Consider the following 14640-nt stretch of genomic DNA (forward strand, 5'->3'; position numbering starts at 1 on the left):
TGTGTGGTCACCGGTACCGTCTACCTTAAGGCCGTATTTGATGAATGTTCTGATATCATGTTGCATACAGTTTAAAGGTCTGCCTGCGAAGAATTCTAAATCGTGAATGTGAATGTCACCGGACATGTGTGCATCAGCTAAATGTGCCGGAAGCATTTTTAATAATGCATATTGTTTTAATGCTTCGTCTGCTACATGTTTGTGAATACTTTCCGGGTTGTGAATCATGTTGGCGTTATCCCTGTTACCATTCTCAATTAAAGAAGTAATGTTGTAAACAGGAATACCTAAACGAGTGTAACTGCTTCTTAAGTCTTCAAGTCCGTATTCAACTAATTTGGTGTTAACCATTTCCCTAATCATTGGTGCAGTTAAGTATTCAACATTTAACTTTTTGAGTTCTTTCCAAGTTTCTGTAGCTATTTCAAAAGCTGTTTCTTGGCTTGCACCGGTTTCTTCAATTAAAGTATTTGCAATTTTAGATAAATCAAATGCTTCAATAGTGTCTCTTGAAGTACGTACTTTCAACTGGGTGCTTGCTAAGTATTTGTTAGCGATTTCACCATCGATGTCTTCTAAACATTCATAAACAATTTTTTTGATTTCTTTTGTAGTAATTCCATCGTATAATTGAGATACAACAGTAGCTACAATTTTATCAGATTCAAAGAATGGGGTTTCAACCATTACTAATGATTTTAATAATTTTTCATAACTAAATCTTTCTCTAATTCCATTATTTTTTTCTACATTAATTTTAATGGATTTATTGAGATTATTTCCGATTTCTGAACTTTTTTCCATTTTACACACCATTTTCCATTTGTATTTGATTAGTAAAAAAGTGATAGAGTAATCTATCTCTACCAATCACTTGATTATAATATTAGTTTGTACTTGTATATATATTGTTCGTTCTTATACGAACAATATTTTTACAGCATTGCATTTTTTATCTTTATTATATATTTTAAATTTGGTTTGTCCAAGAGCATTTGAAGAGTAATATTGTCTCTTTAGAAAAATACATCCAAAGAGCTTTGTTTTGATTTATCACTTTCAAATAATGAATTTATACCATATTCCTGGATTTCTAAACGTTGTTTTAAATAAGGAGATACGGGATATCTATTAACCAAATCCTGTGAAATTTCAAGATATTTCTGGTCTGATCCTTTTGAAACTGAAAGGATAAGGTTTCCTCCACATTGAGTACATTTTCCAGTCAAAGGAATTCTTCTGTATTTGGAATTGCATTTGGTGCATCTAACCTTTTGCTTGGAAAATGCTCTTGAATTACCCATAATGTCCGGTAAGAAGTGAGAGGACAATACTCTTTGAACAACATCCCTTTGGTCTACAGCCCTAATTTTTTCTGCAAGTTCAATTTGGGCTTCTACTTTTTCCCTCATTGATGGCAATCTTTTATAGAGGCAGAGTGTAGGTCCTGCATGAATATTTGATGTGTGGTGAGAAAACATTAGGCCTTCATACTGTTGTGGTGTTCCCAAATGCTTTTCGACATTATCTATTAAATCCAATACCTGGGCAGGCTTCAATGGCTCATATGTTCTATCATAAAACTCAACCGGGAAACGAGCATAGATATCTATATTGTGTGATTCGTCATCAATTTCTTCCGGATCGATTCTTGAGGATAAAACTAATGGTGCATCCATACTTCCTCCTCTGGTATTAGGCAAATAAGTTTTAGAAAAGTTAATCAATGCATCTAAAAGCAACATAACTGCATCTTCATCACTATCACAATTTCTACGTTTCGCGGAGTGGAAATATGGGTGAGCATAACATCCAAGGGCTTTTGTAAATCCGACGATACGTCCTAAAACTCCTGCAGAGGTATGCGGTGCAAGTCCTGCTATCAAATGACCAATTAAATCAGTTTTTGTTTTGACATTATAGAAACTTTCCATTCCATAAAAACGAGTTAACTCATCATCAATAAAGTGAGCGGTATTAACTAAGTATTCGGCACAATTATATGAAATCACAATGTCCTGAACCTTGAGCTCAATTATTTGGTCTTCACTTTCAATTGGTTTTCCGTAACAATCATGTTCATAACCCATTTCCAGAAGCTTTTCAACACTAACTCCAATTTCTTTAGGGATAAAATGTGTCAGTGGCAAATCTGTAGAGTCATGACGTATTGTACCATCTTTAAATGTAAATACTTCATTTTTTGATCTGAGTATTCCTTTTTCCAGTGGTTCTGGAAGTTTTGATTCTGAAATCATACCCTTAACAGCTTTAAATTTATCTACTTTTCTTACATTAACATTATCTGATGCCTTTTTAAGCATTGATGCTATGTTAATTTTCTTGTTACTTGGAGCACCCATTTCCGTTGGTGAACCACATTTAGGGCAAATTGAACTGAATGACATTAACCTGCAATCTGGATTTGTACATTTTCTTCTGGACAAGTCTACTGATATTGTGCCTTTTTTAGCAGCATTTGAAACGAGTCTTTGAGCTCCACCATAGTCTCCAATAGGGAATAAACCATGTGGTGCAGGTTTCATTAATCTTTCTTTTGATTTTTCCGGCCTACCTACACGAGTACCGATATATGCAGGAGCCTTATTTTTAATTTCAATCTCTGTAACTTCATTTAAAGCTTCAATTGTAGTATCTTTTTTAGGTAATCTGTCCAGCAATGTTGAAAGAAGTGCAAATGAGTTATCGGCATCTATAATTATCTCGCCGTCACGGACAATATGGGGTACGCCAATCATCTCAAGTGTTCTTTTGGCATAGGATAATTTTAATTTTATTCCTTTTTCAACACTATAAGTGTCTTTACCTTCCATCAATAAATCGTATAATGCATTCAAATCTTCAATGGTCACGTCATTATAGCAATAGGTATATTTTGGATGGAGGGGAATATTGTATTTTTTAGATAATTCAAAGGCTTCCTGAGCTGGAAGATAGTCGTATTCAAGACGGCCCAAATCAAGGTCATCGTCTTCGGAGTAGTTATCACTTTCTTTTAAGAGTCCAATCCACCATTCTTCACACCATCCTGAAGGATATAACGGTTGGTTGTTCCTTAAAAACTCACCGAAAGCAACTAACATATCTCCTAAGAATAATATTTCAACAACATCTTTTTTGAGTTCTTTAGCTTGTTTAACACTATTTATAATTACAACATCACCATTTTTGAGCTTAACTGTAGGTCCTTCAATTGAATCTACTGGAACTACACAGTTTCCTTTTCCGGGGTATTCAATTTTGAGCTGTGTCCCAACTGCTAAAAATTCAAGCAATGCCATTGTTGCGGGATGAACTCCCATAGTAGCAAGTCCAGTATTTCTGGATCTGCCGTATCTAAGTCTAAAACCGCCTTTTTCAGAAGGATGTCCCAAAACCGGTCTACCTCCAATAATATCCTGAATATATTTTGGTTCATGAACGACTTCAGATTCTTCAGAAGAATCAGATGATTCCTCTTTAGGTTTTGAATATTCGGTAAGCCATTCCCAATTAAGTTCTAGTTTATTGGAGATCTTGTGGATTTTTTTGGATTTTTGAATAACTCCCTCTACCATAGCAAGCAATGCTCCGCCACGAATGTTGTTGGTTTCAACACGTTCCAAATCCCTGTGAGATACCTCAACGGCATCAGTTTGTTCACCTGTAACTTCAACAGGAATGTTATTGGCAGCAAACCTTACTTCTTCAGGCGTAGGGGAGTATTGAAGGTTGGTGACTTCGGATTCGTAAAGTTCAACCTCTTCCACATAACGTTCAATTTCATCTTCAATAGGCTTAAACGCATCAATATTAATAGCTCTTCTAATTTTATCTCCAAGTAAAACTGCAAGTGCAGCAGCAGTACCTCCAGCACTTCTGATAGGTCCTGCAAAATAAACGGCGATATATTTTGTGGAATCAAAATTTTCCTTAATTTTAACTTGAGAAATTCCTTCTAATGGAGCTGCTACAACTCCTTCTGTTAAAATGGCCAGTGCAGTTCTAAGGCCTTGATCACATCTTTGCTCTTCATCATAATCTGCTTTTTCACCGGTTAATTCAAATTTTGATGATGCAATCTCGGCGGCTATTTCAAAAGCAACTTGTTCTCTGTCCATATCTTTCTCTAATTCTTTAATACGTTTTGCTACGCCTTCAGGACCGACAAGCCCTTCAACTCTTTCAGCTAAATCCTTTGCTAATGGGACTTCAGTTTTTGTTTCAACGTCTAATCCTTTGGACCTGGCTTCATTAGCTATTTCGTATAATGCGCGCGTTTCAGCTTCTAATCTATCAAAATAATCCATATTATCGCCGTGGTTTTTTAAAATTAGTTAGTTATTATATGTATATTTTGCACTATATTAAATTTCGCTATGTGTGCATGTGTGAAAAAATTGAGTATTTAAATAAATAAATATTTAAATAATTTAAAAAAGAAATTTATTTGTTACATAAGACTGTCGAATTTAAAATTTTTCATTGCTTTTAGTGGTGATTAAATGTCTGATGAACCAGTAAATAAATTGTATGGAAATAAAGTAAAGTTAGATTTTACTAAATTAGGTAATAAATCTGAAAAAGAAGAATCAACTACTGTTGATGTTAAAAAAGAACAAGAAAAAGCTATTGAAAGTGAACCTCAAGTTAAAGAACCTGTTGATGAGGTTGTTGAGGAAGCAACTGATGAAGAACCTGCTGAAGAGTCTATTGAGGAACCTGAAGAAGATTCAGTCGAAGAAGTTGCTGATGAACCTGCTGAAGAGAAAGCAGTAGAAGAGAAGTCTGTTGATGAAACTCCTATTGAAGAGCCTAAGGCTAAAGATAATGATTCTGAAGTAGCTCAATTAAAAGAAGAGTTAAAAGTAAAAGAATCAAAATTAAAAAATCAATCAAATGAGTTAAATTATTTGACAAATACGATTATTCCAGACCTTAAAAAAGAAAATTCTAAATTAAAATCTCTTAAAACAGAATTAACAAGTGCTTTGGATAAAACTTCTAGAAAATATTATGATCAACTTGATATTAATGAAGATTTAAGTAATCGTATTGGTGAATTAGGTGCAGATAGTGCAGTTAACAAAGCAAGAACTGACAGGCTTGAATCTGAATTGGATACTGTTAAAGATGAATATGAAGAAAAAATTGCATCTTTAAATGAAGAAATCAGCAAGCTAAAAGAGTCTGATGTTGATGAGTTAAAAAATACAAATCAAAAATTAACTGATGAGTTGAATGAATCCAATGAAGAATTGGAGGAGTATAAACATCAAATTGATGACCTTCAATCAGAAGTTGATGATTTAAGAGCTAAACTCATTGAAATGGGCAATTATAAAGAAGAAGTCGATGAAAACGCTAAAAAGTCCATGGATAAATTAAAAGATGAAATTGTAACTCTCAAATCTGATTTGAAAATTAAACAGAGTAATTATGATAAGTTGTCAAATGACTCTCAAAAAACTATATCTGATTTAAGAAACCAAATTGATAAACTTAAAGAAGATGCTGAAAATCAATCTAATAAAGGTGGATTTTTAAACAGATTCAAATAAAGATGATTAATCAATAATCATCTACTATTTTCTTTTTTTATGAAAAACGATTCTTATTTTATGGAATTGGCTATTGAAGAAGCTGAAAAATCTTTAAAAGATGGCGGAATTCCAATAGGTGCTGTCCTTGTTAAAGATGGTGAAGTTATTTCTAAAGGACATAATAGATTAATTCAGAATGATTCTGTAGTCTTGCATGCTGAAATGGATGCTATTGAAAATGCAGGCCGTTTAAATTATGAAGATTACATTAAATGTACATTATATACAACTCTTTCGCCATGTCCTATGTGTTCAGGTGCCGTAATATTATATAATATACCCCGTGTTGTAATAGGTGAAAACACTACTCTAATGGGGGCTGAAAACTTGCTTAAATGTAATGATGTTGAAGTCATAGTATTAAATGATATCCGGTGCAGGGACTTATTTTTGAAGTTTGCAGCCAATAACTCCGAATTATGGGATGATGAACTTGCAAAAGTTGGAAACACTACGGAGGTTAAATAATGGAAATCATTGTAACTGATGAGAGGGATGAAAGATTCATTGAATTTTGTGAATCCTTTGGATGTGTTATGGATGAACCTCAGGTAGTTTTGCTTTTGGCCAATTATAACTCTACAGTCGGTTGTGCTAGTTTTAAAGTATTTGATGCTGATTCTATTGAAATTATTAGTTTATTTGTGGACGCTAGTAAAAATCGTGAAGAGATATCTTACAAATTAATCAAACAATTAGAAAAAATAGCTATTGATTTGGGATTTAAGGCTTCCTGTGTATTTTTAGATGAAGAAGACCTGCTTTTTGATATATTTAAAAAATTGGATTATCAAACAGTAAGTATTGGCGATGAAATATTAATAAAAAAAGAGTTTAGAAGCTTGGTTTAAGCTTCTTTTCTTAGTCTTTTAACAACAAAGTCTTTATCTAAGGATAATAAGAATGATGCTGCTCTTGGGCCTTGTTTTTGACCAAGTATCATTTTATAGATTGCTTGGAAACCTTTTTGTGGTTTTAAACCTTGACCTTCTAAGATTTCATACATTGCATCATGCAATTCAGTTGCATCACTAAACTCGGTTGTATCAATTAAATCCGCTAAATCGCTTAAGAATTGATCTTGTTCCTCTGTTAATGGGAGTTTAGGAATGCTTTTTTCTTGTACTTGGAATTTCACGAATTTAGGGGCATAATTGTCTAGCCAATATTTTACGTTATCAACACGTTGTCTGTATTGTGCTAATTCTGCTTCAGTCAAGTCGCTGAATTCCTTATTTTCAAAACTTTTGGTCAATTGTGAGTTTCTTTTTAAGATTCCAAATATTTTTTCTAAATTGTCACCGGCAATTTGATAAGCATTGACCAGGAATCTGAATGGTGGTCTGAATGGAAGTGGTTCACCAACATTAATTTGAGCGATTTCATAAATTTCTTTGAATTTTTTCTCTTCTTTTTCAGATGGCGCTTCTTCTTCGTCATAGAATACTTTTTCCACTTTATCAAATTGATCAATAAAGTCTAAATATGGCATTTTTGGTGAGAAATCTTTTGCTTTCATTGGTTTTGACCTAAATAAGTAATAGTTAAGACTTTCTGCAGGACCGATTTTTAACCATTCGTCCGGTGCAAAGAATACTCCGTGAGACTTACTCATTGCTTCACCGTCAAGTGTAATCCATTCGTATGGTACCGGATAAGGTGCAGGGTAATTGAATATTTTTTCTGAAATAATGCTACTTACATCATAGGATCCACCGCTTGCAGCATGGTCTTTTCCAAATGGTTCACATGTGGTTCCAAATATTTTCCATCTTGCAGCCCATTCAACTCTCCAGGTTAATTTACCGTGTCCAGTTTTAATGTCCATTTCACCTTCATGACCACATTCACATCTCTATTTAGCGATGTCTCCATCATAATCGTAAGCATAGGTTGTATTTAAACGTCCACATTCATCACAAATCGGATTGTATGGCAACCAATCATCGTTCAGTGGTTCTCTTCTGTATTCATTAAATATTTCTTTGATTTCATCCACTCTTTCAAATGCAGTTCTTATGTAATCTTCATAAACTCCACTTTCATACATTTCAAAAGCGGATTTGGCTTCCATTTCAATGCCATAGTCATCTATAACAGAAAACAATGGTTTTTCAAAATGTTCTACAAAGTTATCACAACATTCGTCAGGGCATGGAATCGTTGAATATGGCATTCCTAAGTATTTTTCGTAATCTTCAGGTAAAGGATATGGGACTTTTCTAAGCGGGTCGTTGTCGTCGGCAATCCAGATAGCTTTAGCTTTCTTTCCTTTTTCTCTTAATTTTTTTCCTATTGCATTTGCTATAAATATGTCGCATGAGTTTCCTATGTGTATTGAGCCAGATATGGAAGTTCCGCTAGATATAACATGTTCTTCCACATCTCTTTTGATTAAGTCATTAGCTATATTTTCAATCCAATGTGTCATCTAATTCACCGTTATTAAAATAAAAAATTATCTTAAAATTAGTATATGTTAATTTATTGTAATTAGTAATATAAAAAGATTAATCTATGTGGTATGGTTTGGTATGAAAATAAATAATAAAAAATAGATTATTAAATCTATTTAATTAAATCTGAATCAGATTGGTCTAACCATTCGTTAACGATTTTTACTGCACAGAAATTACCACACATGGTACAGGTGTCTTCTTCTTCAGGTGGTCTTTCATCTCTTTTAGCACGTGCAGCATCAGGGAACATTGCACATTCGTATTGAGCTTCCCAATCTAATTTTTTCCTTGCTTCAGCCATTGCTAGGTCTTGTGATCCATCAATTTGGCCACTTGCGAGGTCTCCTGCATATGCACCTATTTTTGTAGCAATAACTCCTTCTTTCACATCATTTGGAGAAGGCAATGCTAAGTGTTCTGCAGGAGTTACATAACAGATGAAGTCTGCTCCTGCTTTTGCAGAAGATGCTGCGCCTATTGCAGAAACGATATGGTCGTAACCAGGTGCTACATCACATACAATAGGTCCTAACATATAGAAAGGAGCATTGGAACACATTTTCTTTTGAATCATTACATTTGTTGGAATTTCATTAATTGGAATGTGTCCTGGACCTTCAATCATACATTGTACTCCAGCCTCACGGGACCTGTCAATTAATTCTCCTAAAATAATTAATTCTTGTATTTGAGCTCTGTCTGTTGAGTCAGCAATGGATCCTGCTCTCATTCCGTTTGCAAGGGAAAGTACTACATCATGCTCTTTAGCAATTTCTAAAACGTAATCAAAGTTTTCGTATAATGGATTTTCTTTTTCGTTTTCAACAATCCATCCGGACATGAATGATCCGCCTCTAGAAACAAGTCCAGTCACACGACCTTGTCTTTTGAGTCTGGTTAATGTTTCAATGTTAATACTACTGTGGACTGCCATAAAGTCGATACCATCTTTTGCTTGTTTTTCGATGGTGTTAAATAAATCATCTTCAGTCATGTAAATTACAGAGCCATCTCTTCTGATACTTTCGATAGCTGCCTGATAAACTGGTACGGATCCTACTGGGAGTGGGGACATATCAAGAACTCTGTTTCTGATAACGTCTAAATCTCCACCAATACTTAATTCCATTAAACAGTCTGCACCATTGTCAATTGCTATTTGTGCTTTTTGAACTTCTTCATCGAAGTTTACAATATCTGTAGATGTTCCAACAGTTGCGTTAACTTTTGTTCTAAGTCCAGCACCAATACCTGCTGCTTCAATATCTCTGTTAACGTTACTTGGAATTACAATTGTACCTTCAGCTACAGATCTTAAAATAAAATCTTCTGAAACATTTTCAATTTCTGCTACATGTTTCATTTCTTCAGTCAATATACCTTTTTTTGCATCACTAATTTGGGTCATTTATACCACTCAATTAATTTTTAATTATATCAATAATGATTGATTTTGCATTCATTTTTATTTGATATTAATTATTTCGTGTTAATAATATTTAAATTGATTGATTCACAATCTGTTAAAATTGATAAATATAAAGCAAGTTTTAAAATAAAGTTGTTTGTTTGCTCATATTTTTTGCAGGAAGATTATATAAGTATGGAAAAATTTCATCAAAATTATTCATGATTCCTGCATCAGAGGTTCTTTTGTTAAAAATCTTCATTAATTTCGAATTATAAGGGCTTGGGACCTGATAATTGTTTTTGAAATGAGCGATATATTTTTCTTTCAAAGAAGGAAAGTTTTCATCTAATTTTTTATAGAAATATTCTCGATTTCCCTCTCTTAGAGTTAAACCCATTTGAAAACATAATATTCCTTTCACATTAGTATCAATACAGTAATCAATTATTTGGTTTATATTTTCTTCAGTATCGTTAATGAATGGTAAAATCGGGCATAACCAAACAATGGTTGGAATATTATTTTCATTTAATGTTTTCAGAACTTCAACACGTCTTTTTGTTGTACAGACATTAGGTTCCAAAATTTTACATAAATCCTCATCAGCAGTGGTTAAGGTCATCTGGACAATGGCCTTCGTATTTTCATTAATTTTTTTAATTAAATCAAGGTCTCTTAAAATTAAATCAGACTTTGTAATGCAGGTAAAGCCATGACCGTATTTATATATTAACTTTAAAGCACTTCTAGTATATTCAAGTCTTTTTTCAATCTGCATATACGGGTCAGCCATTGAACCCGTTCCCACCATGACCTTTTTGCGCTTGTTTTTAAGTGATTTTCTTAATAACTCCAGACCATTTTTTTTAACTTCAATATCTTCAAATTCATGATTCATTTGATAAATTTTGCTTCTTGAATCACAATAGATACAACCGTGTGTGCATCCACGATAAAGATTCATTCCATTTTTAGGTGATAGTATACTCTTAACTTCGGTGTAGTGCATGTAAATCAAAAAAATAGTTAAATGAGTTTAATAAAACTCATTCATACGTTCAAATGCGTCATCAAAACTAGGCATGTTAGTTTGACAACCTTGATGTTCAATAATAAATGATGAAACTGCTGATGCGAATTTAGCGGATTCTTCTAGGGATTCACCATTTAAGAATCTGGATAAAAATCCTGCTCTGTAGGAATCTCCGGCACCAGTAGGATCAACTACATTAACATCAATTGCATCAATTTTAATTTTTTCTTCACTGGAATAAATTTCGCTTCCATTAGCTCCGCAGGTTTTAACAATTATTTTAGGGCCTAATTCCCTTAATCCAGCTAAATCAGTTTCAAGTGATTCTTGAATTCTTTCAATTTCGTGATGATTTCCAAAAAGAATTGTTGTATTTTCAATTACATCTTTTAATTTTTTGGTATCATACATTCCAAGGTCTTGACCAGGATCAAATGAAACAAGAATATCGTCATTTTTAGCTTCTTCTGAACATTTCCAATTGAATTCAGGGTCACCTGTTGCTAAATGAACTGCTTGTGCATTTTTTATTGCATGAGTAGGCACTTTACTTTCTGCAAATTCCTTAGCAGCTCCCCAATAGAAGTAACTGATTTGGTCTTCATTATCATCTGTTAAAACGAATGCTGTTGGGGTTTTTTCTCCAGGAACTATTATTAGTGATTCTGTGTCAATTCCTAAAATTTCCATATGTTCAAAATACTCGGTTTTTTTGAAATCTCCGCCAACTGCTGAAACTAATGATGTTTTCAATCCAAGATTGGCTCCAACACAAGCAACATTAGCTGCAGCTCCACCATTAAAGGTTTTCATATCTGTTATTGGAGCTGAAAAGTTGGCTTTTGGAAATGTAGGTACTCTAATAATATAATCATGAGCGGAATGACCAATTGCAAGTAAATCAATATCTTTTACCATATTATCTCCTTTCCTATAATTTTTCTTTTTAAAAAAATTTGTAAAATCTCTAGTGAAATTTCACAACTTAATCATGAGGTGCAGTTATACATTTGTATTTGGCAGTATAAATAATATTGGTGAGAGCGTTTGAGGACTATTAATCCATAGGTATAAAACCTTGTTTTACAATGTCTTTTTGACCTTTGGTTAGTAAATAATTGATAAAATCATCAGTTTTTGGGTCATCATCATTAACTTTAACTAAACTAATGACATGTCTAGTATCAAACTTTAATATTTCATTTCCATTAAAATAACTAGCATTTAAAAAACTATGTAAATTTTTAGAGTTTTTAACTAATTTAAAAGCATCAAATTGTGAATTGACATTATGTTTGATATTATATTTCAAGTCATAATGTTCAAGACTGTTCCAGGCAAGCCTTTGAGCAGAACCACCAACCTTAACAAAATCCAGATTGTTTAAATCTTTTATGCTGTTGATTTCTGGTGAATCAGGGCTTGAAATCAAAACAAGATAGTCGTAAGCTATTGGAATAAAATTTATGTCTCTTTCATAAGCGATAAGTGGATCATCTAATGTTAACAGGTCAACAACCCCTCTTCTAGCTAATTTAAAAGCATCTTCATCGCTACTACTATAAACATTAATATTAAATGGCAAATCAATACTTTCCAAAAGGCTGGAACTGATATGTCCTCCGGCGATATTGATGTTGTCAGGTTCCGCTATCTGAATTAAATACTTTCTATATTCTTCTAAAAGTCTCATACCGTCAATTGTAAGGCCGCTTCCATTTCCTTTCTTTTCAGTTAATTTAATTCCCAATTTTTCTTCAGCTTTAAGTATTCTCCTATTAAAAACAGTATGTGAAATATTTAATTCCTTAGCAGATTTTCTTTGGGAATGTGTCCTGTTCAGAGACTCTAAACTTTGGTACAATTTATAACCATAAATTTCTCCATTTATCTCCAAACTGATTAAACCCTTGCTTTCAAGTTTCATAATTAATTATATATTAAAGTTTTTTCATATATTTAAATTAGTGTTTTTAGGAATGATATAATGGAATTGATGAAAAGCTCTATTAAAGCTATTATAGGAAATATTGTTAGTGCTGAAGAATTTTTAGATGAAGAAAATGTTGATAAATTTGAAAATATTATTATTGAAGCAGAAAATGTTTTTGTAACTGGGGCTGGAAGGTCTGGACTTGCTGCAAAAGCTTTTGCAATGAGATTAATGCATTTGGGAGTAAGCGCATATGTTGTAGGTGAAACAATTTCTCCCGCTATTAATAAAGGTGATTGTATAATTGCCATTTCCGGGTCTGGTGAAACTAATACTATTGTATCTGCAGCCAAAATTGCAAAAAATAGAGGTTCAAGTGTTTTATCTGTTACTTCTTACCCTGAATCTACTTTAGGTCAATTGTCTGACTGCTGTCTTTTGGTTAAAGGAAGAACTATGCAAGAAATTGATGATGAAAACTATATGAAACGTCAAATTTATGGAAACTATACTTCTTTAACTCCACTAGGAACTGCTTTTGAATTGACTACTCTCGTATTTCTTGATGCTATTGTATCTGAATTAATGGAAAAAATGCATCAAACAGAAAGTGATTTAAAAGCAAGACACACAGTTTTAGAGTAATTTCAATCAAAAATTACTCTATTTTGATTATTATAAACATTGCACCTTTCACCACGTAAAAATCCTACTAGTGTTACATTTCCTTTTTTTGCTATATTATAACCTGAATTTGCAGGTGCAGCGTTGGATGCTAAAATTGGAACGCCTGCTCGAGTCATTTTAATAACCATGTCAGCAGGCATTCTGCCACTGTAAATAACGTAAGAATTGGATAGGTCAAAATCATGTAATAATCCATATCCGATTACTTTATCAACTGCAACATGGCGGCTAACATCTTCTTTAACGATGAACTGACCTTCATGTACTATTCCGGCAACATGGGTCCCACCGGTTGCTTGCCAAATTTTCGCATTGTCTTTCAACTCTTCAATTCTATCAATCAGTTCATGGACTGAAACTTGAAAATCAGATTCAACAGATTTCACGTTTTTAATTTTGCTTCTCCATCCTCCTGCAGAATCTGAGCATAAAACGGTTTCATTAGTTTTTAACAATCTGTCATCAATTTCTGCAAAAATTTGATTTCCTTCTATTTTAATGTCTTTAATGGCATCCATTGAATCAACCATATTTTCATTAAACATATATCCAACAGCAAATTCTTTTAGTGAATCTTCAATTGCTGATAGACTACGGCTAATTTCATTATTGATAGTTAATGTGATAGTTTCATCTTGAACAACATTTTCTTTTACTTCTTTTGCTTCATTGTTCTTATAGGATATTGCATCAATTTCTTCGATTTTCATGTTATAACACCCGTTATATACTGTTACAATATATTAACTATTAATTATTTAAATATTTTCATACATTTAATTATGATGGATAATTTTCCTATGGATTAGGTGATAATTAATGAATCAGAAAGATTATGAGGAACAATTAAAAATTGCAGGAGATTTTCATGGTGAAATCTGTGGTGGAATAGCTATTGGCACTAAACTTGCTATGTATGGCCTGGAATTAATGGGAATGGAATTAAATACTCGTCACAAAAATTTAATTGTTATTTTGGAAATTGATAGATGTATGGCTGATGCAGTTCAGGCTGTTACAAAATGCTCTATGGGAAAACGATCTCTCAAACAGACTTATTACGGTAAATTTGCTGCAACTTTTTATAATATTGACACCTGTGAAGCATTAAGAATTGTCGATGTGGACGCCAACAAAAAGGATAAGAAAAAAGAAACTCCAGATGAAATGATTGAGAGGTTTAAAATCACTCCTCCTGAAGAGTTATTTGAAGTACAAAAAGTCAAGGTTGAGTTAACAGAAGCACAAATGCCGGGTAAACCTCATACTACTGAAATATGTTCTGTATGTGGAGATAAAGTAACTGATGGTCATCATTTGATAGTTGATGGCAAACCTATTTGCAAACCCTGTGCTGAGGGCGCTTACTATGATATTATATAATAATAATATTATATATAATCTTCATTGAAATGAACTTTATTTTTTAAACGAGATTATATCGGTTAAAAAAAATTTTGTTTTGCTGTCATTAAACAGTTTGTATTTATTAAAACTATTTATTTTATTATTTA

At 32.9% G+C, this 14640-nt stretch carries 12 protein-coding genes and 1 pseudogene; 5 read left to right on the top strand and 8 right to left on the bottom strand.

Features of this window, described 5'->3' with window-relative positions:
• Together nrdD and polC are read right to left on the bottom strand one after the other, a co-directional pair.
• A partial coding sequence (gene nrdD / locus ACKI3Q_RS04605; RefSeq protein ID WP_407414729.1) for an anaerobic ribonucleoside-triphosphate reductase occupies positions 1–816 on the bottom strand: 816 nt, incomplete at its 3' end.
• A gap of 200 nt (positions 817–1016) precedes the next feature.
• Positions 1017–4310 (bottom strand): DNA polymerase II large subunit, encoded by a 3294-nt coding sequence (gene polC / locus ACKI3Q_RS04610; protein WP_407414731.1) that lies wholly within the window; start codon positions 4308–4310, stop codon positions 1017–1019.
• A 195-nt stretch (positions 4311–4505) separates the two neighbouring features.
• On the opposite strand from polC, the gene ACKI3Q_RS04615 reads away from it, so the two are divergent.
• Genes ACKI3Q_RS04615 through ACKI3Q_RS04625 form a run of 3 tightly spaced genes read left to right on the top strand, consistent with a single transcriptional unit; the run spans position 4506 to position 6454 of the window.
• Positions 4506–5561 (top strand): hypothetical protein, encoded by a 1056-nt coding sequence (locus ACKI3Q_RS04615; RefSeq protein ID WP_407414733.1) that lies wholly within the window; start codon positions 4506–4508, stop codon positions 5559–5561.
• Positions 5562–5600: 39 nt separating this feature from the next.
• Positions 5601–6071: a nucleoside deaminase gene (locus tag ACKI3Q_RS04620; RefSeq protein ID WP_407414735.1), complete on the top strand. Its 471-nt coding sequence runs from the start codon at positions 5601–5603 to the stop codon at positions 6069–6071.
• Positions 6071–6454, top strand: a complete 384-nt coding sequence (locus ACKI3Q_RS04625) for a GNAT family N-acetyltransferase (RefSeq protein WP_407414737.1) — start codon at positions 6071–6073, stop codon at positions 6452–6454. The genes ACKI3Q_RS04620 and ACKI3Q_RS04625 overlap by 1 nt, the downstream gene beginning before the upstream one ends.
• Here ACKI3Q_RS04625 and lysS read toward each other — a convergent pair.
• The 5 genes and pseudogenes from lysS to ACKI3Q_RS04650 all read right to left on the bottom strand — a co-directional run bounded on the left by lysS (position 6451) and on the right by ACKI3Q_RS04650 (position 12433).
• A pseudogene (lysS, locus tag ACKI3Q_RS04630) lies at positions 6451–8034 on the bottom strand (lysine--tRNA ligase). The gene ACKI3Q_RS04625 and the pseudogene lysS sit on opposite strands and share 4 nt — an antisense overlap.
• A gap of 137 nt (positions 8035–8171) precedes the next feature.
• Entirely contained in the window at positions 8172–9470 is a 1299-nt protein-coding gene (thiC, locus tag ACKI3Q_RS04635) for a phosphomethylpyrimidine synthase (RefSeq protein ID WP_407414739.1), read from the bottom strand.
• 142 nt (positions 9471–9612) lie between these two features.
• Positions 9613–10437 (bottom strand): SPL family radical SAM protein, encoded by an 825-nt coding sequence (locus tag ACKI3Q_RS04640; RefSeq protein ID WP_407414741.1) that lies wholly within the window; start codon positions 10435–10437, stop codon positions 9613–9615.
• Between the two features lie 72 nt (positions 10438–10509).
• Positions 10510–11424, bottom strand: coding sequence for a carbohydrate kinase family protein (locus tag ACKI3Q_RS04645; protein WP_407414743.1), 915 nt, complete (start codon positions 11422–11424; stop codon positions 10510–10512).
• Positions 11425–11563: 139 nt separating this feature from the next.
• On the bottom strand, positions 11564–12433 hold the full coding sequence (locus ACKI3Q_RS04650) for a LysR family transcriptional regulator (RefSeq protein WP_407414744.1): 870 nt from the start codon (positions 12431–12433) through the stop codon (positions 11564–11566).
• 60 nt (positions 12434–12493) lie between these two features.
• Here ACKI3Q_RS04650 and hxlB point away from each other — a divergent pair, with 60 nt between their 5' ends.
• Positions 12494–13084: a 6-phospho-3-hexuloisomerase gene (gene hxlB, locus ACKI3Q_RS04655; protein ID WP_407414746.1), complete on the top strand. Its 591-nt coding sequence runs from the start codon at positions 12494–12496 to the stop codon at positions 13082–13084.
• 2 nt (positions 13085–13086) lie between these two features.
• Here the strand turns inward: hxlB and fdhD are convergent, their stop codons facing one another.
• Positions 13087–13836 (bottom strand): formate dehydrogenase accessory sulfurtransferase FdhD, encoded by a 750-nt coding sequence (gene fdhD, locus ACKI3Q_RS04660; RefSeq protein WP_407414748.1) that lies wholly within the window; start codon positions 13834–13836, stop codon positions 13087–13089.
• A 109-nt stretch (positions 13837–13945) separates the two neighbouring features.
• Between fdhD and ACKI3Q_RS04665 the strand changes: the two genes are divergently transcribed.
• Positions 13946–14509 carry an FmdE family protein gene (locus ACKI3Q_RS04665; RefSeq protein WP_407414750.1) on the top strand — a complete coding sequence of 188 codons (564 nt, stop codon included), beginning with the start codon at positions 13946–13948 and terminating at the stop codon, positions 14507–14509.
• Positions 14510–14640: the final 131 nt, after the last annotated feature.

It is taken from the genome of Methanobrevibacter sp., assembly GCF_045636185.1.
Classification (GTDB): Archaea; Methanobacteriota; Methanobacteria; order Methanobacteriales; family Methanobacteriaceae; genus Methanocatella.

Coding starts and splice junctions, on each gene's coding strand:
- polC (WP_407414731.1), bottom strand. CDS start 4,310: ATGGATTATTTTGATAGATTAGAAGCTGAAACGCGCGCATTATACGAA.
- ACKI3Q_RS04615 (WP_407414733.1), top strand. CDS start 4,506: ATGTCTGATGAACCAGTAAATAAATTGTATGGAAATAAAGTAAAGTTA.
- ACKI3Q_RS04620 (WP_407414735.1), top strand. CDS start 5,601: ATGAAAAACGATTCTTATTTTATGGAATTGGCTATTGAAGAAGCTGAA.
- ACKI3Q_RS04625 (WP_407414737.1), top strand. CDS start 6,071: ATGGAAATCATTGTAACTGATGAGAGGGATGAAAGATTCATTGAATTT.
- thiC (WP_407414739.1), bottom strand. CDS start 9,470: ATGACCCAAATTAGTGATGCAAAAAAAGGTATATTGACTGAAGAAATG.
- ACKI3Q_RS04640 (WP_407414741.1), bottom strand. CDS start 10,437: ATGAATCTTTATCGTGGATGCACACACGGTTGTATCTATTGTGATTCA.
- ACKI3Q_RS04645 (WP_407414743.1), bottom strand. CDS start 11,424: ATGGTAAAAGATATTGATTTACTTGCAATTGGTCATTCCGCTCATGAT.
- ACKI3Q_RS04650 (WP_407414744.1), bottom strand. CDS start 12,433: ATGAAACTTGAAAGCAAGGGTTTAATCAGTTTGGAGATAAATGGAGAA.
- hxlB (WP_407414746.1), top strand. CDS start 12,494: ATGGAATTGATGAAAAGCTCTATTAAAGCTATTATAGGAAATATTGTT.
- fdhD (WP_407414748.1), bottom strand. CDS start 13,836: ATGAAAATCGAAGAAATTGATGCAATATCCTATAAGAACAATGAAGCA.
- ACKI3Q_RS04665 (WP_407414750.1), top strand. CDS start 13,946: ATGAATCAGAAAGATTATGAGGAACAATTAAAAATTGCAGGAGATTTT.